We start from the raw sequence: 23,552 nt of genomic DNA on the forward strand, positions 1-23,552 counted from the left end.
GACTGACGAAAGGATTTCCCATGCCCGATATCGCCTTGCGCTTTCACAAAGACATGCTCGTGCTTTCCAGCCCCGTGATCCCCGTACTTGCCCGACAGGGTTTCGACATTGAGCGCGACCTCGAGTACGCGTGCCTCGTCGAGCCGGAGGCCGTGCGCGACGCCCTGCGACTGTGCCAAGCGGCCGGCGCGCAGTGCCTTGTCGCGTGCACGGAGGGTATCACGCCGGCGCGCCTTGCGCATCACGGCATGGAGCGCCGTGCGGAAGAGGTGGCGCGTGCTGCGCTCGCCGCAGCCTCGGAGCTTCGGCCCCAGCATGTGCTCGCGGAGATCGGTCCATGCGGGCTGCCGCTCGATCCCACCAGCAAGGCGTCGCTCAATGAGAGCCGCGACCAGTACGCCCGAGCTGCCCGTGCGTTCGCGGGCCTGTCCTTCGACGCGTTCTTTCTCAACGGGTTCTCCCGCCCTGTCGATCTCAAGTGCGCGCTCATGGGCGTGCGCCAGGTGAGCGACATGCCGGTGTTCGCGTCGGTGGATGTGGACGGCGAAGGGCTCGTGTCTGGCGGCAGGCCGTTCGAGGACGCGCTCGGAGTCATGATGGACTACGGGGCGTCGGTGGTCGGATTCGCCACGTCCGCGCCGCTCGGCGCGGCCGAGTCGCTTGCGCGCCGCGCTGCGGGCGCGGGCGGGCTGCCTGTGCTCGCGCAGCTTGTGGTGGGAAAGCGCGATCCTCGGCAAGGAGCCGCCACGGTCGCCAACCCCTACTACTGCCCCGACGTGCTCGTGGAGGCGGGCGCTCGGCTGCGTGCGGCGGGTGTGCAGTTCCTCCGCGCTGCAGGCGATGCGACGCCTGCGTACACCGGGGCGCTCGTGGCGGCGAGCGAGGGCGAGGATGTCGTGCGTCTCGGCGCGGAGGTGCGATGATGGCTCTCCGCTCGAACACGAACGCGGTGCGCAGTCCCCATTACGGCGCGCTGCAGGACGTTGTTGATGCCGTTTACGCCGACAAGGGACCGAAAGACGCCGTTCGGCGTCTCGAGGTGGTGGTGGCCGCCGAGGCCGCCGACCTGCCCTGCGACCTCATGGAGGTCGTCAACCTCCTTCCGCCCGGCTCTTACACTCGCCAGCGGCTGTGCGATCAGCTGAACTCTTCCATCGGCGGCCATGCTTGGGGCCAAGTGTACGGAACGGTGGAGTGAGTCCGCGCGACACCGCCGTCGCGGTTTCTGAGGGTTTGCGCGAGGTCCGGGACCGCAGAACCGGGTCGGCAGTCGGTGACTTTCCTGAGCGATGCGCGACGTCGTGTTCGCGTCGATCTTCCCCGGAGGGTCGGTCCTTTTCCTTGCCCGCTGCGCGGTTCGCACCTGCCGTTGCCCTGGACGCGGCGGCTTTCGACGGGCCTTTGCAAAAAAGGGGAGGAGGCTGTGCGCGGTGGGCCGGCTTCTGCTGGGATGCGGCATGGAGGTTGCGGACGATTCGACCTGCTCGCTTCCGCGTCGTCTCCGCAGGGTGGGTTTCTGTCGAAGGGAGCCATGGGAGTTCTCCGGTGTTCGGGCCGTCTCTTCATTTTCGATCATGTGGGGAAAATTCGGGCGACGGCTCGACATCCGCCTCGCCATCTTGACACCTTCCCGGGCTGTCGCCGGCCTTTCTGGCAGGGTCCGTTCGCTCTCGTCCGCCGCCTTGCGCCCTCTTGCGCCTTCGCTCTGGGTTTGCGAAGGAGCGCAGCGTGCATCCGCTCCGCCGTTGTGCCCTTGCTCGGATCCCTCGTTCGCTTTCTCTCTTCGCATGTTTCGTGTCCGCGTCGTTCTCGAGCCGCCGTCCCTTTCGTTCTACCGGCTCGGCCCGTCCTCCCGCGCCCGCCCATCCGCGTCCGCGTCATGCTCTCCGCCTCGCTTACGCTTCCGTCCTGTGAAGTTTTGGTGCGCGCCCTGCGGGTTTGCGGGCGAATCCTTCGCGCGGCGCTTTTGAGCCTTGTTTTCGGGCTGACGGCCCGCTACTATATATCAACGCTGCAATCGCCAAAAACCACAATATATAGTGGAAATTAGGGTGAAAACCGGTGGAAAGAGTGGTTTTGGCCGCAGCGTATCCACAGTTCGCACGCATAAAACAGCATCATCGGGAAAACGGCAAAGAAGAGGGAGCTTCAGCATGGTCACCACCATCATCAAGCGCGACGGTCGCAGGGCGGAGTTCAGGCAGGACAAGATCGCCGAGGCGGTGGAGCGCGCGTTCCAAGCGTGCGGCGCGATGCAGGATCGCGCGGCTGCCGACGAGATCGCGCAGAAGGTGGTCGACAAGCTGGAGAGCGGGGCCATCGAGGGCGTGCCCACGGTGGAGGGCGTGCAGGATCTGGTGGAGGAGACGCTCATTGAGGAGGGGTTCGTCCAAACGGCCAAGTCCTACATCCTCTATCGCGCCGAGCGCAGCCGCGCCCGCGACGTGAACAGCCGCCTCATCCAGACGCTCAAGGACATCACGTTCTCCAAGGCCGCCGACTCTGACATGAAGCGCGAGAACGCCAACATCGATGCCGACACCGCCATGGGCACCATGCTCAAGTACGGCTCCGAGTCGGCCAAGCAGTTCTACGAGATGTGCGTCATCGAGCCGAAGTTCGCGCGAGCGCATCGCGAGGGCGATATCCATATTCATGACATGGACTTCTACACGCTCACCACCACGTGCTGTCAGATCGAGCTGAAGAAGCTCTTCAAGGGAGGTTTCTCGACGGGCCACGGCGTGCTGCGCGAGCCCAACGACATTGCCAGCTACGCCGCGCTTGCCTGCATCGCCATCCAGAGCAATCAGAACGACCAGCATGGCGGACAGGCCATCTGCGATTTCGACTACGGTCTGGCCGACGGCGTGAAGAAGACCTACCGTCGCCTCTACAAAAAGCACCTGGCCGAGGCGCTCGACCTTTTGGCGGACGGCGCGGTGGACGATGCGCGTTCGTTCGCGCAGGACGTTCTCGCTGGCGTCGAAGGGCGGACGGGCATGTGGGCCGGTCTCGAGATGGACGAGGGCTTCGAAGCCGACGTGCGAGCCGCGCTCGTCGGGGCGGGTGTGGACGAGCGTGCTGCCGACAAGGCGCTCGCCTATGCCGCGAAGAACGCCTTCGCCGACACCGACCGTGCCACGTTCCAGGCCATGGAGGCCCTCGTGCACAACCTCAACACCATGCATTCCCGTGCGGGCGCGCAAACGCCGTTCAGCTCGGTCAACTACGGCATGGACACGAGCCCCGAGGGCCGCATGGTGGTGAGGAACATGCTGCTGGCCACCGAGGAGGGCCTCGGCTCGGGTGAGACGCCCATCTTCCCCGTGCAGATCTTCCGCGTGAAGGAGGGAGTGAACTACAATCCCGGGGATCCGAACTACGACCTGTTCAAACTTGCCATGCACTGCTCGGCCAAGAGGCTGTTCCCCAACTTCAGCTTCCTCGACGCGCCGTTCAACGCGCAGTATTACAAAGGCACGCCCGAGACGGAGATCGCCTACATGGGCTGCCGCACGCGCGTCATGGGCAACGTGTTCGATCCCGACCGTGAGGTCACGCCCGGTCGCGGCAACTTGTCGTTCACATCCATCAACCTGCCGCGTCTCGCCATTCGTGCGAAGGGCGACCTCGATTTGTTCTTCGACCTGCTCGATGCGAAGTTGGCGCTCGTTGTGGGGCAGCTCGACGAGCGCTTCGAGATCCAAGCGCGCAAAAAGGTGTACAACGCGCCGTTTTTGATGGGCCAGGGCGTGTGGATCGATTCGGAGAAGCTGGCTCCCGGCGACGAGCAGCGTGAGGTGCTCAAGCACGGCACGCTGTCCGTGGGGTTCATCGGGCTGGCGGAGACGCTCGTGGCGCTCACCGGCAAGCATCACGGCGAGTCGAAGGCGTCTCAGAACCTCGGTCTCGAGATCGTGGGACACATGCGTTCGTACCTAGACAAGCTGTCGCAGGAGCGTCGTATGAACTACGGCCTGATCGCCACGCCGGCCGAGGGCCTGTCCGGCCGCTTCGTGCGTTTGGATCGCGCGCGTTACGGAACGCTGCCCGGCATCACCGACCGCGATTACTACACGAATGGCTTCCACGTGCCGGTGTACTACGACATCAGCGCGTTCGAGAAGATCGAGATCGAAGCGCCCTATCATGCGCTTACGAACGCGGGCCATATCTCCTATGTGGAGCTCGACGGCGATCCGACTGAGAACCTCGAGGCGTTCGAGGCCGTCATCCGTCACATGAAGGACAGCGGCATCGGCTACGGCTCGGTGAACCATCCGGTGGACCGCGACCCCGTGTGCGGCTACAACGGCATCATCGGCGACGTGTGCCCCAAGTGCGGCCGCACCGAGGAGGAGCACGGCGTGGCTTTCGAGCGCATCCGCCGCATCACCGGCTACCTCGTGGGCACCCTCGACCGTTTCAACGACGCCAAACGCGCCGAGGAGGCGGATCGGGTGAAGCACGGGATGTAGCTTGCCGGGGAGATTGTGAAAGATATTCAGGGGCAGGGATTGCCCATCCTTCGCTCTGGCGAGGATGGGCAATCCCGGTATTCTGACGTTCTGGTCCAAGTGCAAGTCGGAACGATAATTCGTTATACTTGCTTTTGGATTGGTTACGCAGGCCTCGTTAGGAGAATTTGTGGCTGATACCGTGCAACAACGCAATGCGAATCAGAGGCCTTTCGCTGTAGACCTCTTTGCCGGTTCAGGCGGCCTTTCGCTCGGCTTCGAGGAAGCCGGTTTTGACGTTGCCGCTTCCGTTGAGTTCGACCCCGTCCACGCTGCCGTACATTCTTATAATTTTCCTCAAACTACGATGTTTTGTCGTGATGTTCGGACTATGACGGGGGACGAGATCAGGGAAAACTCCCGAATAGGAAGCTCGGAGATTCTCGTCGTGTTCGGCGGTCCTCCTTGCCAGGGTATTTCGTTGATGGGCAAGCGCAATGTTGAGGATCCCAGGAACGAGCTTCTATTGGAGTTTGCAAGGGTCGTGGCGGAGCTCAGGCCGTGCTATTGCGTTATGGAAAACGTTGCGGGCCTTGTCGTGGGGAAACACAGGGCTTTGCTCGATGGCGTAGTGGCCCGTCTGGAAAAAGCGGGCTATTCCGTGCTTTCTCCTCGAGTCCTTCAGGCTTCGGAATACGGTGTCCCCCAGTCGAGGCGCAGACTGTTTTTGATTGGAATGCGCAAAGATGCGACTCCTGCTGCATACCCTCCTCCAATAGTTACCGCTCGAAGAATCGATGGGTCTTCTGTTGTGGGTGAGCTTCCGCTGGGTCCCAGTGTTTCGGAGGCTCTTTTCGATATCCCCAATGCTGACAACTATGAAGAGCTGCTAGATAGCGATGAAGTGACGGTGCGCTACGGCGAGCCTTCGGCTTATGCCAAGCGCTTGAGGGACGTGTTGTCTGATGCAGACAATTACGCATCGCCAAGGGTGTGCGCTGATACCCTGCTATCCTCTTCGAGAAGAACGAATCATAGTCAAACTTCTATCGAGAGGTTCAAGGCTACGCTGCCGGGCACGACGGAGTCTGTCAGCAGGTTTCTGCGATTGCATCCTGATGGCATCTCGAACACGTTACGCGCGGGGACGGCTTCTGATCGAGGTGCTTACACAGCGCCCCGTCCTATTCATCCTCTGTATCCGAGGGTGATCACGGTGAGAGAGGCAGCTCGTTTGCATGGGTATCCCGACTGGTTTCGATTCCATGTTACAAAGTGGAACGGGTTTAGGGAAGTTGGGAATAGCGTGCCTGTCTTTTTGGGAAGAGCGGTTGCCTCGTCAGTTATGAAGGCGGCAAATTTGACGCCTGTGAGAGCGGAAACCGTTCGCACGGGAGACAAGTCCCTGCTCTCCTTTTCTCAAAGCGAGGCGGAGAAGTATTTCGAAATCGAGGAGAAAGTAATTCCCGCTCGATCAAGGTAGGGGGGTTGGTTGTGAATCGTTACGAGCAGATAATCGATTGGATTTTTCATAAACATTACTCAGAGGGGATGATGAGCGTTCCTTTTCAAAGGAATGAGCTAGAGGATGCATCTCGTGCGCTCGGTTTTGAAACGCCAAAAAACCTCGGTGATGTTATCTACTCTATTCGGTTTCGATGCCTGATGCCCGAATCTGTCTCTCGTTGCGCGCCTGAGGGCCGAGAATGGGTAATACGTGGTGCAGGCAAGGCGAGGTATGCTTTCGAGCTGGTGAAAAAGGTTCGTATTGTTCCCAACGAAACCATGATTGTCACAAAGGTGCCAGACTCGACTCCGGAGATCATATCTGCGGCCGCGCAAGGTGACGAGCAGGCTTTGCTGGCGCTTGTCCGTTACAACAAGCTGGTTGACATCTTTCTAGGAGTTGCTGCCTACTCGCTGCAAAACCATTTGCGAACTACGGCTGAAGGAATAGGACAGGTTGAGATTGATGAAGTGTACGTAGCGGTTGACCGGCATGGCCAGCAGTACATCATCCCCGTTCAGGCCAAGGGCCATACTGACGAGATCGGGGTAACTCAGCCTGAGCAAGATCTGGCTGTCTGCAAGGAGAAGTGGCCGGATATGGTTGCCCGTGCTCTTGCTGTTCAATTTATGGAAGATGGTGTGATCGCTTTATTCGAGCTTGCTCGCCAAGACGGATGCATCAGGGTTGTCCGAGAAGCGCATTATAAACTCGTTCCTCATGGCGATATAACGCAAGAGGATCGTGATTTGTACAAAAATGCAGCTAGGAATTCCACAGAGATATTCGAGTTATGACCGCTCCCGCCACCATACGCCTTTACGGCACGGTTCCGGACTCCATCGTGGACGGACCCGGGCTTCGCTACGCCGTGTTCGTGCAGGGCTGCACGCACGGCTGCCCTGGTTGCCACAACCCCGAGAGCCAACCGGCTACGGGCGGCGCGGTGAGAGCCATCGACGACGTGGTGGCCGATATCGCGGCGAACAAGCTGGCGCAGGGCGTGACGATATCGGGCGGCGAGCCGTTTGAGCAGGCCGCCGCGTGCGCGCAGTTGGCGCGCCGGTGCCGCGCGCTCGGCTTGAACGTGTGGACGTACTCGGGCTACCGCTACGAACAGCTGGAGGCCGGCGTGCCCGACGAGGCGGCCCGCGCGCTGCTCGACGCCACCGACGTGCTGGTGGACGGCCCCTTCGTCCAAGCGCTCCATTCCCACGACCTGCAATGGCGCGGCTCTCGTAACCAACGGTTGATTGACGTTCCCGCCAGCCGGGCGCTCGGACGCGTGGTTTTGTGGGAAACTCGCGAATACTTCCCGGAAAAGCCACCCTCGTGGTGAGGTCCCGCGTCCGCGTTTGTCGGCGGCGCGGACGGCATGGTAGGATAACGTCATGGAACAGCTTTCGCGCATAATCGAAGGATTCGCCCGCAGCGACTGGATCGCCACGGCCATCACGGCGGTCGTCATACTCGCGGCGACGGCTGTGTGCGCGCGGATCGCGCGGCGCTTCATGCGCCGGCTTCTGCATTTCAACGAAGGGAAAGACCTTCCGTCAAGCTCCATCTTCGTGAACATCGTCCGCGGCGCCGTCTGGTTCCTCGGCGTCTGCATCATGCTGTCCACGTGCTTCAACGTGAACGTGAGCGCCGCCATCACCGCGCTGGGCATCGGCGGCATCGCCGTCTCGCTGGGCTTTCAGGACACCATATCGAACCTGATCGGCGGGTTGCAGGTCTCGCTCATGCGCATCGTCAAACCGGGCGACAACATCGAGGTGGGCTCGTCGTCGGGCGTGGTGAAGGACGTCACGTGGCGGCACACCTCCATTCGCAACAGCGCGGGCGAAGAGGTGATCATACCCAACTCCATCATCAACAAAACCGCGCTCGTGCATCTGCCGCCCACCAATCAGGTGAAGCTGCCCATCGTGGTGGTCACCGACGGCGAGCGCCTTGACGAGGTGGCTGCCGCCATCGAGAGATCCGCCGCCGAGGCGGCCTCCACCTGCTCGAAGCTGACGAAGCAGCCGGCGCTTACGTTCACGGGTATCGGAGACGCGGGCTTTCAGGCCTCGCTTGCATTCACGGTGGCCGACAGCCGCACGGGTTCCCGGGCGGGCGACGCGGTCCTGCGGGCCATCGCGCCGCTTACGCGGGCGGGCGGCGTCCCGCTTGCCGAGCGCGTGCTGGACGAGGCCGCGCATGAGGCGACCGAGCGCGAGAAGGGCGAAGGGGAGCAGCAGCACGACGTCGCGCGCTCCAAGCCCAAGGCGAAATCCGCATCCCGACGAGCGGGCGGGAGGTCGAACGTGCGCAACCGCGTTGCGCATGCGCTGCGCGCGATGAAGGGAGAGGGTCGGTGAGCGGCTTCGAGGCGCGTCTGACGCCGGGTCCTCTGCACCGGCTCGACGGATCGTTGGCGGAGAGCGGCTGGGCGACATCGCCGGTGCGCGCGTACGAGCGCAACCGTCTCAAGGTGCCGAAACGCTGGATCAGGGAATGGGACCGGTACCTGGTGCACGACGACGAATTCGCCGTCATCCTGTCGGTGGCCGACCTGGGTCATGTCGGGTTCGCGTCGGCGTCGGTGGTCGACTTCTCCCAAGCCGCGTCGCATACGGCGAGCGTGGTCGTGCCGTTTCCCCTCGGGCGCTTCGGGCTTCCCGCCTCTTCGGATGCGGGTGCGACCTCGTTCGAGAGCGGACGCGCGTCGTTTCTGTTCGAGGTGGGCGACGGCTTTCGCCGCCTCAAGGTTCGCTTCGCGAGCTTCGACGGCAACGACGATCTGGCCTTCGAGGCCGTGCTCGACGAGGAGCCTCGCGATTCGGTCGTGGTCAGCACCTTGACGGGGGAGGATTCCCTCGCGTTTCGCTACAGCCGAAAGACCCTCGCCATGCGGGTGCGGGGCAGTTTGAAAAAGGGGCTGCTTGTGCACGGGTTCTGCCCCGATAACTCGTTTGGGACGCTGGACTGGGGTCGCGGCGCGTGGTCGCGCTGGGGCGATTGGCGCTGGGCCGCTGTCCAGGGGTGGCAGGAGGGCCGTCGCTTCGGACTGAGCTTAGCATGCGATTCCGGCGGCGCGTCGGCAGTTTCCGAGAGCGCGGCGTTCGTCGACGGCGCGGCGCACAGGCTTTCCCCCGTCGATTTCGCCATTACAGAGAAGACGGGGGGCGCGCGTGCGAGGCGGCTGTCCGACCGCTATCAACTCATGCAGCCGTGGCGTCTGGGCGATGCCGACGGACGCCTCGACCTTGTGTTCACGCCGCTGCTCGATTGCGCCGGCCATGCGGGCTTCGATCCGCTCGGCGTCGACCGGAGCCAGGCGTTCGGGCGCTTCGACGGCTCGGTCGCGCTCGACGACGGCGAGCGCTTCTCGGTGGAGGCCCTTCTCGGCTTTGCCGAGGTTGCGCGCGCCGCGCGCTGACTGAGATCGGTATCTGCCGGCGTTTGCGGGAAGGGCGGGGCTGGCGGGTGGTGGCGGCTTTCCGAGTTTGGACGGCAAGAGCGCAGCAGGCCCCTCTTCTCCGTGCGCGCGAATCGGTTGTTTTTGGCCACGAAACCGAGTTCTGGCACGAAAACCCTTCTTTCGCGTTGTCGGTGCGGCGTTTCCGTCGGCAAAACGCCTGTTCAGCGTTTTCGGTGTCCCTTGCAGTCGTGCCGTCTCGTGCCAAAACGCGGTTTCGTGGCCAAAAACGGGGGCTTCTCGTGCATGTGCGCGCTCCTCGCAGGTGCAAGGCGCGCGACGGCCCTGCATCCGCTTGCTCCTGCGGGGGTGCGAAGGGGCGAGAGCCTGCGATCCCGTGCGTGCCTTCGCGCGGACAAGGGGCAGCCTCGGGCCTCCATAGCCCTGCTTCTCTTTTTGCGTGCGACGCCTCTCCGGTCTGCGCTCTCATGCGGCGCTTCCCGCCCGCCTTCCCGGAGGCGCTTCCCTTCCCGTTTTCCGGTGCGCGCATTGTAAACGGTTCGCAAGGCTCTCTGTAAGGGGACGGTAAAGCCTTGTCATGCTTCGGTCAGGCATGCGTGCCCGTCCGCACACCGCGCCCGTCGGCGCGTATGATCGTCCGCGCACAGGATGCAAGACGAACGAACGGGCGGACGGTCCCGCCCCTTTCGAAGGGAGATGCTCATGCAAGGTCAACTCATCAGCCGTCGCAGCTTCATCGGCGCCGCCGCGGGCGCGGCCATGGCGTTCGCCGGCCTCGGCCTGGTCGGCTGCGGCAGTAGCGGCAGCGGCAACAGCGGCGATGCCGCATCCGGCTCCGCGGGCGCTGCGCTCTCCGGCACGGTGACGGCGGTGGGCTCCACGGCGCTTCAGCCTCTGTGCGAGGCGGCGGCCGAGCAGTTCATGGCCGAGAATGCCGGCGTGCAGATCACGGTGCAGGGCGGCGGCTCGGGCCAGGGCATCACGCAGATCGCCCAGGGCGCCGTGCAGATCGGCAACTCCGACGTGTTCGCCGAGACGAAGCTCGAGAACGCCTCCGACCTCGACAAGATCAAGGACAACCGCGTGTGCGTCGTGGGCATGGGTCCCATTGTGAACAGCGACGTGACCATCGACGACATCTCGCTCGAGGACCTCAAGGGCATCTTCACCGGCAAGATCACCAACTGGAAAGAGGTGGGCGGCAACGACGAGGACATCGTCGTCATCAACCGCGCCTCCGGCTCCGGCACGCGCGCCACGTTCGAGGCTGCGGTGCTCGCCGGCGAGGAGGCTCCGTCTGACTTCACGCCGCAGGAGCAGGATTCCTCCGGCACCGTCACCAAGATGGTGTCCACCACCCCGGGTGCCATCTCCTACGTGGCGTTCTCCTACTATGATGACTCCTTCAAGGCGCTCAAGGTGGACGGCGTGGACCCCGCGCCCGAGAACGTGGAGGACAACTCCTGGACCATCTGGGCCTACGAGCACATGTACACCGTCGCCGAGCCCGACGAGGCCACGCAGGCGTTCATCGACTACATGATGAGCGACGAAGTGCAGTCCTCGCTCGTGGAAGCGCAGGGCTACATCCCCGTGTCCGGCATGAAGGTGGAGAAGGACGCGGACGGAAACGTCACCACCCTCTAGCAGCGAAAGGAGACGCGCAGCGATGGCGAAGCACGTGCCAAAGCGCCGCGTCGAGCTTGTCGGCAAGGGCGTCACGGGCGCATGCATCGCGCTCGTGGCGCTCCTCGTCGTGACGCTCGTCGCCATGGTCGCGCAGCGTGGCATTTCCACGTTCGCGGTCGACGGCATCAACCTCTTCGATTTCCTCACGGGCACCACGTGGAACCCGCACCAGGACGACGCGAACGGCATGCCCACCGTCGGGGCCTTGCCCATGATCGTCGGGTCGTTCTCGGTGACCATCCTCTCCACGCTGGTGGCCCTGCCCATCGCCGTCGGGTCGGCCATCTTCGTGGTGGAGGTGGCGCCCGGATTCGGCAGACGGGTGTTCCAGCCGCTCATCGAGCTTTTGGTGGGCATCCCGTCGGTCGTGTACGGCCTGATCGGCCTCACGGTCATCGTGGCGTGGACGCGCGATGTGGGCGGCATGCTCGGGCAGAACATCACCGGCTACGGCATCTTCTCAAGCTCCATCGTGCTGGCCGTGATGATTCTGCCCACAGTCACCTCGCTTTCCATCGACGCTCTGGCCGCCGTGCCCAACGAGTATCGCGAGGGTTCCTACGCGCTCGGCTGCACGCGCTGGCAGACGGTGTGGAACGTGGTGCTGCGAAGCGCCCTGCCCTCGCTCATGACCGCGGTCATCCTGGGGATGACGCGCGCCTTCGGCGAGGCGCTGGCGGTGCAGATGGTCATCGGCAACGCCGCCCAGATCCCCTCGTCGCTGTTCACGCCGGCGTCCACGCTCACGTCGGTGCTCACCATGGGCATGGGCAACGAGGCCATGGGGACGGTCTACAACGACGTGCTCTGGTCGCTCGCGCTTCTGCTGATGGCGATGTCGCTCGTGTTCATCCTCATCATCCACCTCATCGGGCGAAAGGGGGCGAGAAAGCATGGCTAAGGGAAGCGGCAACGCCGCGCCCGCGCCCGCCTCGGCATCCGCTGCGCGCGGGTTCGACATGGCGGCCCATGTGCGCCGCATCAACGCGCAGGACAAGGCGGCCACCGTCGTTCTGACGCTCATCGTGGGGTTCGTGCTGCTCATCTTGGCCGCCATCGTGGTGTACGTGCTGGCGTCGGGCGCGGGCAAGCTGTTCGACCTCGGCTTTCTGACGGGCAAGCCCCAGCAGTTCAAAGAGGGCGGCGGCATCGGCCCGCAGCTGTTCAACTCGTTCTACCTGCTCGTGCTGACGCTTCTCATCTCGGTGCCCATCTCGCTGGGCGCGGCGATCTTTTTGGCCGAGTACGCGCCGGACAACCGGGCCACCGCTATCGCGAAGACCCTCATCGAGACGTTGTCGTCTCTGCCGTCCATCGTGGTGGGCCTGTTCGGGTTTCTGTTCTTCGTGCTGTATCTGGGATGGGGCTTCTCCATCATCGCGGGCGCGGTGGCGCTCACCATGTTCAACGTGCCCATCCTCGTGCGCGTGATCCAGCAGGCGCTCGAGAACGTGCCGCGCACGCAGCGCGACGCGGCGCTGGCCATGGGCCTGACCCGGTGGGAGACGACCATCCACGTGCTTCTGCCCGTGGCCATGCCCGCCATCGTCACCGGCATCGTGCTGTCCGCGGGCCGCGTGTTCGGCGAGGCGGCGGCCCTCATCTTCACGGCAGGGCAGTCGGCGCCCATGCTCGACTTCACGAACTTCGACCTGTCGAGCCCCGCGTGTCCGTGGAACGTGTTCCGTCCGGCCGAGACGCTGGCCGTGCACATCTGGAAGATCAACAGCGAGGGCGTGGTGCCCGACCTCGAGGCCGTGTCCAACGGCACCGCCGCCGTGCTGCTCGTGTGCATCTTGGCCTTCAACCTGCTGGCCCGCTTGGTGGGCAAGCTTCTCGAAAGGAGGATGACGAGCGAATGATCGAGACACGCGACCTGACCGTCTCCTACGGCGGCGTCGAAGCCCTGCACGCCACCTCGCTCGAATTCCAGGCGGGCCAGGTGACCGCGCTCATCGGGCCTTCGGGCTGCGGCAAGTCCACCTTCCTGCGCTGTTTGAACCTCATGAACCGCGAGATCCCCGGATGCTGCGTGGGCGGGAGCATCCTCTACCACGGGCGCGACGTCAACACGGCGAAGGAGAACCTGTTCGAGCTGCGCAAATCCATCGGCATGGTGTTCCAGCAGCCCACGCCGTTTCGCAAGTCCATCCGCGAGAACATCCTGTTCGCGCCCAAGCGCCATGGCCTTGTGGCCGGCAGGGAGCAGGAGGACGCGCTCGTGGAGGAATCGCTGCGGGCGGGCGCTTTGTGGGATGAGGTGAAGGACAAGCTCGACAAGAGCGCGTGCGCCCTGTCCGGCGGCCAGCAGCAGCGCCTGTGCATCGCGCGCACGCTCGCCATGCGCCCTGACGTGGTGCTGTTCGACGAGCCGTGCTCGGCGCTCGACCCCATCTCCACCTACACCATCGAGGAAACGATCCGCGCGATCGCCGAGCGCGGCATCTGCGCGATCATCGTGACGCACAACATGGAGCAGGCCGCGCGCGTGTCCGACCGCACCGCGTTCTTCTACCTGGGCGACATGGTGGAGACGGGCGACACCAAGCAGATCTTCTCGGCGCCGCGCGACGCGCGCCTCGCCGACTACCTGACGGGGAGGTTCGGCTGATGATTTCGGTAGAGAACTTCAAACTGTGGTACGGCGACTTCCAAGCGCTCAAGGGCATCACGCTCGAGGTGCCGAAGAACCAAGTGACTGCGTTCATCGGCCCTTCGGGTTGCGGCAAGTCCACGCTTTTGCGTGCGATGAACCGCATGTGCGACTTCGTGGGGGGCGTGCGCCACGAGGGCTCGATCGCCATCGACGGGCGCGACGTGTTCGCCTCCGACCCGAACGAGCTGCGCGTGGCCGTGGGCATGGTGTTCCAGCACCCCAACCCGTTCCCCCTGAGCATTCGCGACAACATCCTGTACGGGCCGCGGCGCATGCGCCGCATCTCGAAGGCCGAGGGCGACGAGATCGTGGAGTGCAGCCTACGCGACGCGGGCCTGTTCGACGAGGTGAAGGACAAGCTCGACCAAAGCGGTCTGGGGATATCCGGCGGCCAGCAGCAGCGCCTGTGCATCGCGCGCGCCCTGGCGGTGGATCCGCAGGTTTTGCTGATGGACGAGCCCACGAGCGCCCTCGACCCCATCTCCACGGGGCTGGTGGAGGAGCTCATGCTCTCCCTCGCGCGCGAGCGCACCGTGGTGGTGGTCACCCACAACATGCAGCAGGCGACGCGCGTGGCGGATCGCACCGCGTTCTTCTACCTGGGGGAATTGGTGGAGGAGGGCCCCACCAAGCGCCTGTTCTCCGACCCGCGCGAGCAGCGCACCCAAGAATACCTGACAGGGAGGTTTGGCTAATGCAATCTCGAAGCAAGTACATCAAGCAGCTCGACGACCTCGAGGCGCACGTCCAGCGGCTTGGCGACCACGTGGTGGCCGACATCCGCGCCGCAGGTCTGGCGCTCGCCGGAGACGAGGGTTCGGCCGAGGGCGTGCTGCAGGGACGCAAGGCCGAGCGGCGGCTGCAGCACGCCATCGAGAGCGGTTGCTTGGACGCGCTGCTGCTTCAGCAGCCGCTGGTGGCGGGCGATCTGCGGTTCGTGTCCGGTGTGTTCCGCATCGTGTCCGACCTGTCGCACATCGGGTCGATGACGCGCGACATCGCGTTTCTATCTCAGAGCGTTCCCGGTGAGATCGTCGCGCGGGTGGGAGAGAACCTCGCCGCCTCCTGCGAGAAGACGGCCGACATGGTGGCCTTGGCGGTGGGCGCGTTCAAGGACGCCGACGAAGAGGCGGCGCGGCGCGTGTTCGCCCTGGACAACGAGGTGGACGAGCTGTACAAGCGCTCCCAGGACGTCATCGTCGAGATGATCCGCACGACCACGTCCGACCCCGAGCACCTGCCGGAACTGCTCATGGTGGCCAAGTACTTCGAACGCATCGGCGACGACGCGCAGCGCATCGCCGGATGGGCGCTGTTCCGCGTGACCGGGCACCATGAGGTATACTACAAGGCGCACGACGGGGAAGGCGCGAACGAAGCCTTCCCGAGCTGATGACGGAGGGATTCGGAGGTCGGACGCGCGTGGTCTACTACGTTGAGGACGACAACAACATTCGCGAGCTCGCCGTGTACGCGCTGTCGCGCGCGGGCATCGAGGTGGAGGGCGTCGCCGACGACGCGGAGTTCCGCGCGGCGTGCGCCCGCCGTCTTCCCGACGTAGTCATACTCGACATCATGCTGCCCGGCGTGGACGGCTTGGACATGCTGCGGCGCATCAGGCAGACGCCGGGGATGTCCCGCGTGCCGGTGATGATGGTGACGGCGAAGAGCACCGAGCTTGACATCGTGACCGCGCTGGACAACGGGGCCGACGAGTACATGACCAAGCCCTACGGCATGATGGAGCTGGTCAGCCGCACGCGCGCGCTGTTGCGGCGCGCGCCGGAGTGGTCGGCGCGCCAGGTGGAGCGAGCGCTTGAGGTCGGGCCGCTCTCGGTGTCGCTCGACCGCCGCGAGGCGACGTGCGACGGCGCGCCGCTCGATTTGACGGCGCGCGAGTTCGACCTGCTCGTGCACTTCATGCAGAACCCCGACGTGGTGTTCACGCGCGAGACGCTTCTGCAGCACGTGTGGGGGTGGGACTTCGGCGGGGGCAGCAGGACGGTCGACACGCACGTGCTGACCCTGCGCCAGAAGCTGGGCGATCACGCCGGATTGCTGGAGACGGTGCGCGGCGTGGGCTACCGATTGCGGAAGGAGTAAGGGCGTGCGGGCGGCGAATGCGACGGCGAGGAGCGCCGCGGCGTTCGGGATCGTCCCGCCGCGCGGCCAGGCGCGTCTCGCGCGCGGCGGCGCCTCGCAGCGGCGGCCTGTCTTCCTGTTCGGCGAAACGAAGGAACCTTCATGATCTACTACGTTGAAGACGACACCAACATCCGCGACCTGACGGTGTACGCGCTGCGTCAGGCCGGGTTCGAGGCGCAGGGATTCCCGGCGGCAGAGGAGTTCTTCGCCGCGTGCAAGGAACGGCTGCCCGAGCTCGTGCTGCTCGACATCATGCTGCCCGAGGTGGACGGGCTCGAGATACTTCACGTCCTGCGTGACGATCCGGCGACGAAGCGCTTGCCGGTCATGATGCTCACGGCCAAGGGCACCGAGTTCGACACCGTGTGCGGCCTCGATGCCGGTGCCGACGACTACCTGGCCAAGCCCTTCGGCATGATGGAGCTGGTCAGCCGCGTGAACGCGCTTCTGCGCCGCGCGGGCGCGCCTGCCGCCGCACGCGACGAGCTTTCCTGCGGTTCGGTCGTGCTGACGGCGTCGGCCCACACGGTGAGCGTGGACGGCCAGCCCGTCGCGCTCACGCTCAAGGAGTTCGACCTTCTGCGCGCCCTCATGCAAAACGAGGGGCGCGTGCTCTCGCGCCGCCAACTGCTCGAGGACGTGTGGGGCGTCACCTACGTGGGCGAGACGCGCACGGTGGACGTGCACGTGCAGACGCTGCGCCAGAAACTTGCCGCCGCGTCCGATGGGGCCGATGCGCTCATCCAGACGGTGCGTGGCGTGGGTTACTGCGTCAAGAGCCCCGCCTGAGAGGGGGGCGTCTCGTGAGCCCCACCCATTTCAAGGTGAAGAGCCTCTCCGGCAAGATATTCACGAGCGTGCTCGCGTTCACGCTCGGCGTCATCGTGGCGTTTTCCGTGGCGATGACCACCATTTACTACCTGTCCTACGAGCGCGACGCCGAAGCCGAGCTGGCGGCCAGCGCCCAGGACGCGGCGCGCTACTTGAACGCTACGCCCTCGTCCGACAACGCACCCGCGCTCGAAGAGCAGTTCTCGGGCACGACGCGCTACACGCTCATCGCCGCCGACGGCACGGTGCTGTTCGACAGCGCCGCCGATGCGGGCACCCTTGGCAACCACGCCGATCGCCCTGAAGTGCAGGAAGCCGCCGTGTCCGGCGAAGCCGTCACCATGCGCCATTCCGACACGCTCGATACTGACACCTTGTACGCGGCCGTGAAGCTGGACGACGGTTCCATCGTGCGCCTGTCCGAGACGCGCCATTCGTTGCTGTCGTTTCTCGGCGACATGCTCGTGCCCGTGCTCGTGGCGCTCGTGGCGGCCGTGGCGCTCGTGTTCGTCCTTTCGAAGGCGCTCACGCGCCGCATCATGAGGCCCATCGACGCGCTCGACTTCGCCAACCCCCTCGACAACGAGATCTACGAGGAGATGGACCCGCTGCTCATCCGCATCGACGAGCAGCAGCGCCAGCTGAAGCAGCAAAACGCCGAGCTGGCCGAGGCCGAGAACATGCGGCGCGACTTCTCGAGCAACGTGAGCCACGAGATGAAGACACCCCTGCAGGTGATCAGCGGATACGCCGAGCTGATGAAAAACGACATGGTGCAGCCCGCCGACCGTCAGAAATTCGCCGCGCTCATCTACGACGAGGCCCAGGCCATGCGCTCGCTCATCAACGACGTGCTGACGCTCTCGAAGCTCGACGAAACCGCGTTCGAGAGCGAGGGGGCCGCGCCCGTCGACCTGTACGACGTGGCGCAGCGCGTGGCGGGCCGTCTGGCCAGCTTCGCGGATGGCCAGGGCGTCGGGGTGCGTATCGAGGGCGCTTCGGCGCGCATCGCCGGCAGCGAGACGCTTGCGGAGGAGATGCTGTACAACCTCATCGAGAACGGCATCCGCTACAATCACGAAGGCGGCAGCGTCGTCATGCGCGTGCGGGCCGACGCGGCGGCGGGGCGGGCGACGGTGACGGTGAGCGACACGGGCCCCGGCATCCCCGAGGAGCTGCACGACAAGGTGTTCGAGCGCTTCTTCCGCGTGGACAAAAGCCGTTCGAAGGAAACGGGCGGCACGGGCCTCGGGCTTGCCATCGTCAAGCACGCGGTGCTCCATCATCGCGGGACCATCGAGGTGAAGAGCGCCCTCGGCGAGGGAACCACCTTCGTGCTGCGCTTCCCGCTGGCCGACTGACGGGCGGCGGGGTGGCGAGCGGGGGGGTGCTGCCGCGCCGACGGACTGGTTTTTCTCGTAAAAGTTGCTGCCGATGGGATGGGCGCTCAGGGTGCGCTTTCCTGCGTGCCCCGCAGCGTTTTTCCAGTTCGTTGGTTGATCGCGGTGATCGACGCGGTTCTGGGAGCGAAAAGCCTTGCAAACTCTTCGCTCCTGGCAGCAATCTGGTGAATTCTGCGTCAAACGGCCTCCGTCAGCGGCGAAACCACCATCGGCTCAGCGTCTTTCTCAGATGAGCGAAGCGGGTGCTTCGCTCTACGGCGCGACCGTCGAGAAGACGTCGGGGAAAAGGTTCGCCATGGGGATTGCGGGCCAAGCGAAGGACACGACTCTGAGTGGCAAGGAGTGGCAAAAGCGTGGGGAAAGGGTGTGGCGAAAGGGCGGGGATATCGTCGGAAAGTGACAAGAGGAAAGTGACAAGAGGACGGGGATGATGCCACATGCGGGGAGGCTCGCCTCGGGGTTGAGGCGGGCGCGACGGCGGGTCGGGCGAGCCGGACAGGGCGGTGTCCGCATGCGCGAAAAAGGCCCGAAAATGGCCACGGAACCGCGTTCTGGCACGGATCGGCCCCCTCGGGCGCGCGTCCGGAACTCGCGACCTGGCCTTTTGCCGGGAGCGCCCTCCGAAGAGGCTCCCGAACCCCGTCTTTTCGTGCCAGAACTCGGTTCCGTGGCCATTTTCGGACCGAAATCCTGCACGGCGACCCGCGGCGTGACAAAAACGCGACGAAAGAGCGTGACAAAAGGACGGGGATACTGTCACGCGGCGGGGTCGGAAGCGGGTTGACGGGCTTGAGGCGGTGCGGATGGCGCTCAAAAGACGACCTAGGAGGGCGCGGGCGCTGCGGGGATGCGTCTTCGGCGAAGGAAAAGAGTCGAAGACGCCCAAAAAAGTTCCGCCCCCGGCCAGGAGGATGAACCCACCTCAAAAGGTGGGTGCCCGCAGCTCGTTTCCTGGCTTTCGCATCAACGGATGCGAATCTCCATTCCGCTCGCTCTCTTGGGCTCCCTCATGTTCTAGCATCGGTCCATCGCAAAGTATGGCTTCGAGGGCGGAACCTATCTTCGAGTATAGGGGCCGGCATCGCAAAATAAAGACTTGACATCTGCTTTATTGAATGGTTCGCCGCGAAGGCGAAGCGTCCTCCTCAATGTGTGCTACTCTGACCGAGGGGCCTCCTCGCAACAGGGCCTCTTCAGCGTTCGTTTCGGGATCGTGGATCGGAAAGAGGTGGGAAGGGTGATCCGTCTTTTCGACGTGTTGTCTTTTTTGTTTGACGTACCAGATTCAAAGGAAGTGAAGAAGATGGGCGAGGACATGAGGGCTGCGCACGAAAAAGGAGACGGACGGAGGATGATCATAGTCGCCCTGACGGCTCTCATGAGCTTTGCGCTCTCGATTCTGGGCGTGATCATACTGGTCTTTCTCTGACGCAGGGGAACGAGTGCGTGACAAGGAACGGATGCCATATCCATCCGTTTCCCCATCGCAGGTTGGACGACAGCGGCTCTCTTTGGCGTGGCCCTTGGCAAGCGAGTCCCTTCTGGATTCTGGAATTGTTTCCGAAACCATTGAGTGATTTCCACAAACCCCGTATAGGCAAACAAGCGTTCGCATGATACCATACCGCTCATGGATACGTTGTTCACAGACATGGAGAACGAGCGGAAGTCGGAGGTGGCGCCGCTCGCCGTGCGGATGCGTCCGCGCTCGCTCGAGGAGGTCGTCGGCCAAAAGGAGGCGGTCGGCCCCGGTAGCTGGCTGCGCGCCGCCATCGAGCAGGACCGGTTGAGCTCGGTCATCTTGTTCGGTCCGGCGGGCACGGGGAAGACCTCGCTCGCGCACGTCATCGCCGAAAGCACGAAAGCCGCGTTCGTGGAGGTGTCGGCTATCGGCGGCACGGTGTCCGACCTGCGGCGTGAGATCGACGCGGCCGAAAAGCGCCTGACGGGGTTCGGGCTGCGCACCATCCTGTTCGTCGACGAGATCCACCGCTTCAACCGCAGTCAGCAGGACGCGCTTTTGCATGCGGTGGAGGATCGCGTGCTCGTGCTGGTGGGCGCCACGACGGAGAATCCGTTCTTCGAGGTGAACTCGGCTCTCATCAGCCGCTCGCGCGTGGTGGAGCTGCACGGGCTCTCGGATGCGGACGTCTCGCTTCTCATCGATCGTGCGCTTGACGACGCGCGCGGGCTGGACGGCCGCTATGCGCTCGACGACAAGGCGCGCGACGCCATCGTGCTTCTGGCCGGGGGCGACGGTCGCGGCGCGCTCACCACGTTGGAATTGGCGGCCGGCATGGTCGAGCCCGGCACGCGCTCGAAGCCCGCGCGCGTATCCGAGGAGGCCGTGCGCGCCGCCACGCCGCACCGCAACCTGCCCTACGACAAGAACAAGGATATGCACTACGACGTGATATCGGCGTTCATCAAATCGATGCGCGGCAGCGACCCGGATGCGGCGCTGTACTGGCTGGCCCGCATGATCGACGGGGGCGAGGACCCGAAGTTCATCGCGCGGCGCATGTTCATCGCCGCGTCGGAGGACATCGGCAACGCCGACCCGCAAGCGCTGCTCGTGGCCGAGGCGGCGTTCAAGTCGGCCGAGGTCATCGGCTATCCCGAATGCCGCATCAATCTCGCGCAGGCCGCCATCTACCTCGCGCTCGCGCCGAAGAGCAACGCGGCGGAGGCCGGCATCGACGCCGCGCTGGCCGAGGTGCGCCACGGCCCTGCGCGCAAGGTGCCCGACCATCTGCGTGATCGGCACCGCCCCGGCTCGGAGAACTATGGGAAGTACAAGTACCCTCACAGCTACCCCGGCGGCTGGGTGGAGCAGCGCTATTTGCCCGAGGGCTTGGAGCGCGGCTGCTTCTACCATCCCAGCGAGCGCGGTTGGGAGGCCTACCGAGCCGACGCGGCGGCCCGTGATCGCGCCGACATGGCGGCGACGGCGGGTGCCCGGACGGGGCGCGCACATTCGAACGGGGCGCCAGCATCGGATGCGAAGCCGCGCGGGATGGCGAGCGCGGCGTCGGGCCCGCGAACGTCGAAGGCCGCGAACGTGCCGGCGCGCGACGAGGCGGCGGGACGCCGGGCTGATGCGCCGGTGTCCGCGCGCCCGCGCGAGGTTGCAGATGCGGCGTCGGGCTCGAGCACGAGCGGGGCGGCATCCGCGCCTGGACGCGATGGCGACAAGGCGGTGGGGCGCCGGCGCGCGCATGCGACATCCTGCCGCCCCGCGGACGGCGAGCCCGCCTCCGGCGGCAAAGCGGAAGGGGATCGTGAAAACCCCATGTCGCAAGGAAGGTAACCGATTTCAAACTCCTGTGGAAGCAGGGTGAAAACGAACGTCGACCCCTATAGAATCAAAACGTGGTCGTGCTATAGTGATTGTTTCGGGATACAGGAGGCGCAATGGATATCAGCGAAGTTCTCGGCGTGGCATTGCCGGTGGTGTACGTCGTCGTCGGCGTGGCTTTGGTCTGGCTTGCCATCGAGCTTGTCATGACGGTGCGCAAGGCCCGCAAGACGGTGGACGACCTGCAGAAGCGGGTGGAGCCGACGCTGGCCAGCGTCGAGCGCATCACGGCTTCGCTCGAACCCGCAGCGTCGAAGGTCGATCCGCTCGTCGACCGCGTGTCGCTTACGGTGGACGCCGCAAACCTCGAGATCATGCGGGTCGATCAGATCCTCGAGGACGTGGGTGGGATCACCGATTCCGTGTCGTCGACCGTCGAGGCCGTCGATTCGGTGACGAGCGCCCCTCTGGAGCTGGTGAACAGCGTGACGTCGCGTGTGCGCAACGCCTTCAAGCAGCGCCGCGCCAGCGACGAGTCCGTCGCCTTGGGTCAGGCGAGGGCCGAGCGCGACGAGGCGGCAGACAGCGAAGGATCCTCCGACGATCGCCCTGCGCCCGCACGCGCAGAGGAAGCCCCCTCCAAGCCCGCCTCCGCTCCCACTCCCGCGCGCGCCCCTGAGGACGTGTCCGCGCCCGACGCCGCGTCCGACGCTCCCGAGGAAGCTCCGGCCACTGACGCCTCTGCTCCGGGCTATTTCACGTACGGCGGCACGACCCCTTCGGCTTAGCGGGGCGTTTTCGTGGAGAGCACCCGATCCGAATCCGACAGAACCGAGAGGGCGAAACGCGGCTTTCTGACCGTTTGGACCATCGTGGGCGCCATCTTGCTCACCGGCGTCCTCGTGTACCTCTTCAACATCCTCAGCGTGCCGGTGGGCATCGTCATCTGGACGGTCGTCATCGTGTTCTGCTTGCGCGGCCCCGTGAACAAGCTCGAGAAGCTCGGGGTTCCGCGCGTGGTGGGCACCGCCCTCGCCTACGTCCTCATGTTCGCCGTGCTCGCGCTCGTCGGGCTGCTGCTGTTCTCTCCGGTGTTCGGCGTGGGAGATCAGTTCACGAACCTCATCGAGAGCATCCCCGGCTACGTGCAAACCATCGTCGGCTGGGGCAACGACCTCTACGCGCGCTATGCCGACGTGCTGTCGAACAGCACGGTGCAGGAGTACCTTTCCCAAGCCCTCAAGGCGCTGGGGGATTGGGCCTCGTCGTTCGTGCGCGACGGCACCACGGGCGTTGTGGCCATCGGCGCGGGCGTGGTGAACAGCTTCGTGGCCATCGGCTTCGCGCTCGTCGTGGCGTTTTGGATGCTCATGGAGCTGCCCGCGCTCGGCCCCGAATGCAAGCGCCTCGTCGGCCCGAAGCGGGCTGACGACTTGGAAATGCTCCACGTCACGTTCACGCGTGTGATGGGCGGCTACATCAAGGGCACGCTTTTGCAGTGCGCCATCATCGGCGTCGGCTGCGGCGTGCTGTTCGCCCTCGTCGGCGTGCCGAACTACGCGGCGCTCGGCGGCATCGCCGGACTGCTCAACATCGTCCCCATCGTGGGCCCGTGGCTCGGCGGCGCGCTTGCGGCCATTGTGGGCGTGTTCGTAAGCCCTTGGGTCGCTGTGATCGCGCTTCTCGGCACCATCGCCATCCAGCAGGTGGTCTACACGTTCGTTTCGCCGAAGATCATGGCGAGCTCGGTGGACGTGCATCCTGCGCTCACTCTTATCGCCTTGATGGCGGGGTCGGCCATCGGCGGTGCGATGAACGGCTTCATGGGCTCGCTTGTGGGCATGCTCGCATCCATTCCGGCTGTCGCCGTCGCGAAGGCCGTTTTCGTGTATTATTTCGAGAAGCGCACGGGCCGGCAGCTCGTGAGCCAAGACGGAGTGTTCTTCCAGGGAACTCCGTCCGCGGGTGACAAGGTCGACCCCATCGCCGACGCGACGTCGCCGCACCCCGACATCTCGGCCGCCTTCGAACGCGTCGGGCAGCGTCGGGCCGAGGCCGACGAGAAGGCGCGTCATCGTCGAGGGCGCTAAGGGCGCTGCGGGCGCTCGTGCCATAGCGTGAGCGATGGGCGGTGCCAAC

The 23,552-nt window shown here is 64.7% G+C and carries 20 protein-coding genes and 1 pseudogene; all 21 read left to right on the forward strand.

The window, feature by feature from the left end:
- The first annotated feature begins 20 nt into the window (after positions 1-20).
- The 21 genes and pseudogenes from B5F40_RS11560 (at position 21) to B5F40_RS11660 (ending at position 23,503) form a co-directional block, all read left to right on the forward strand.
- The gene (locus B5F40_RS11560) at positions 21-923 is read left to right on the forward strand and encodes a homocysteine S-methyltransferase family protein (RefSeq protein ID WP_087194439.1); all 903 of its coding nucleotides are present in this window, start codon (positions 21-23) and stop codon (positions 921-923) included.
- Positions 920-1,198 carry a hypothetical protein gene (locus B5F40_RS11565; RefSeq protein ID WP_446718597.1) on the forward strand — a complete coding sequence of 93 codons (279 nt, stop codon included), beginning with the start codon at positions 920-922 and terminating at the stop codon, positions 1,196-1,198. Before B5F40_RS11560 ends, B5F40_RS11565 begins: the two co-directional genes overlap by 4 nt.
- A 955-nt stretch (positions 1,199-2,153) precedes the next feature.
- On the forward strand, positions 2,154-4,481 hold the full coding sequence (locus tag B5F40_RS11570; RefSeq protein WP_087194441.1) for an anaerobic ribonucleoside triphosphate reductase: 2,328 nt from the start codon (positions 2,154-2,156) through the stop codon (positions 4,479-4,481).
- A gap of 169 nt (positions 4,482-4,650) precedes the next feature.
- Positions 4,651-5,943, forward strand: coding sequence for a DNA cytosine methyltransferase (locus B5F40_RS11575; protein ID WP_204217395.1), 1,293 nt, complete (start codon positions 4,651-4,653; stop codon positions 5,941-5,943).
- A gap of 5 nt (positions 5,944-5,948) precedes the next feature.
- On the forward strand, positions 5,949-6,764 hold the full coding sequence (locus B5F40_RS11580; RefSeq protein ID WP_087194442.1) for an endonuclease: 816 nt from the start codon (positions 5,949-5,951) through the stop codon (positions 6,762-6,764).
- Positions 6,761-7,306, forward strand: coding sequence for an anaerobic ribonucleoside-triphosphate reductase activating protein (gene nrdG / locus B5F40_RS11585; RefSeq protein ID WP_087194443.1), 546 nt, complete (start codon positions 6,761-6,763; stop codon positions 7,304-7,306). The genes B5F40_RS11580 and nrdG overlap by 4 nt, the downstream gene beginning before the upstream one ends.
- Positions 7,307-7,358: 52 nt before the next feature.
- Complete coding sequence (locus tag B5F40_RS11590) at positions 7,359-8,330, forward strand: mechanosensitive ion channel family protein (protein WP_087194444.1); 972 nt, start codon at positions 7,359-7,361, stop codon at positions 8,328-8,330.
- Positions 8,327-9,391, forward strand: a complete 1,065-nt coding sequence (locus B5F40_RS11595) for a DUF2804 domain-containing protein (protein WP_204217396.1) — start codon at positions 8,327-8,329, stop codon at positions 9,389-9,391. The genes B5F40_RS11590 and B5F40_RS11595 overlap by 4 nt, the downstream gene beginning before the upstream one ends.
- 702 nt (positions 9,392-10,093) lie before the next feature.
- Positions 10,094-11,038, forward strand: coding sequence for a phosphate ABC transporter substrate-binding protein PstS family protein (locus B5F40_RS11600; RefSeq protein ID WP_087194485.1), 945 nt, complete (start codon positions 10,094-10,096; stop codon positions 11,036-11,038).
- Positions 11,039-11,060: 22 nt separating this feature from the next.
- Positions 11,061-11,981 carry a phosphate ABC transporter permease subunit PstC gene (gene pstC / locus B5F40_RS11605; RefSeq protein WP_087194446.1) on the forward strand — a complete coding sequence of 307 codons (921 nt, stop codon included), beginning with the start codon at positions 11,061-11,063 and terminating at the stop codon, positions 11,979-11,981.
- Entirely contained in the window at positions 11,974-12,942 is a 969-nt protein-coding gene (gene pstA, locus B5F40_RS11610) for a phosphate ABC transporter permease PstA (RefSeq protein WP_087194447.1), read from the forward strand. Before pstC ends, pstA begins: the two co-directional genes overlap by 8 nt.
- Positions 12,939-13,691 carry a phosphate ABC transporter ATP-binding protein gene (locus B5F40_RS11615; RefSeq protein ID WP_087194448.1) on the forward strand — a complete coding sequence of 251 codons (753 nt, stop codon included), beginning with the start codon at positions 12,939-12,941 and terminating at the stop codon, positions 13,689-13,691. The genes pstA and B5F40_RS11615 overlap by 4 nt, the downstream gene beginning before the upstream one ends.
- Positions 13,691-14,431 (forward strand): phosphate ABC transporter ATP-binding protein PstB, encoded by a 741-nt coding sequence (pstB, locus tag B5F40_RS11620; protein WP_087194449.1) that lies wholly within the window; start codon positions 13,691-13,693, stop codon positions 14,429-14,431. Before B5F40_RS11615 ends, pstB begins: the two co-directional genes overlap by 1 nt.
- Entirely contained in the window at positions 14,431-15,129 is a 699-nt protein-coding gene (locus B5F40_RS11625; RefSeq protein ID WP_087194450.1) for a phosphate signaling complex PhoU family protein, read from the forward strand. Before pstB ends, B5F40_RS11625 begins: the two co-directional genes overlap by 1 nt.
- Entirely contained in the window at positions 15,129-15,839 is a 711-nt protein-coding gene (locus B5F40_RS11630; protein WP_239443031.1) for a response regulator transcription factor, read from the forward strand. Before B5F40_RS11625 ends, B5F40_RS11630 begins: the two co-directional genes overlap by 1 nt.
- Before the next feature lie 141 nt (positions 15,840-15,980).
- Positions 15,981-16,670 (forward strand): response regulator transcription factor, encoded by a 690-nt coding sequence (locus tag B5F40_RS11635; protein WP_087194451.1) that lies wholly within the window; start codon positions 15,981-15,983, stop codon positions 16,668-16,670.
- Positions 16,671-16,684: 14 nt separating this feature from the next.
- Positions 16,685-18,073, forward strand: a complete 1,389-nt coding sequence (locus B5F40_RS11640; protein ID WP_087194452.1) for a sensor histidine kinase — start codon at positions 16,685-16,687, stop codon at positions 18,071-18,073.
- Positions 18,074-19,343: 1,270 nt separating this feature from the next.
- Entirely contained in the window at positions 19,344-19,544 is a 201-nt protein-coding gene (locus B5F40_RS11645) for a hypothetical protein (protein WP_129589883.1), read from the forward strand.
- A gap of 201 nt (positions 19,545-19,745) precedes the next feature.
- Positions 19,746-21,059, forward strand: a pseudogene (locus B5F40_RS11650) (replication-associated recombination protein A); the annotation flags it as partial.
- Positions 21,060-21,529: 470 nt separating this feature from the next.
- Entirely contained in the window at positions 21,530-22,201 is a 672-nt protein-coding gene (locus B5F40_RS11655; RefSeq protein ID WP_239443032.1) for a DUF948 domain-containing protein, read from the forward strand.
- Between the two features lie 12 nt (positions 22,202-22,213).
- Positions 22,214-23,503 (forward strand): AI-2E family transporter, encoded by a 1,290-nt coding sequence (locus B5F40_RS11660; RefSeq protein ID WP_087194454.1) that lies wholly within the window; start codon positions 22,214-22,216, stop codon positions 23,501-23,503.
- Positions 23,504-23,552 lie beyond the last annotated feature (49 nt).

Source organism: Gordonibacter sp. An230, assembly GCF_002159915.1.
GTDB lineage: Bacteria > Actinomycetota > Coriobacteriia > Coriobacteriales > Eggerthellaceae > Rubneribacter.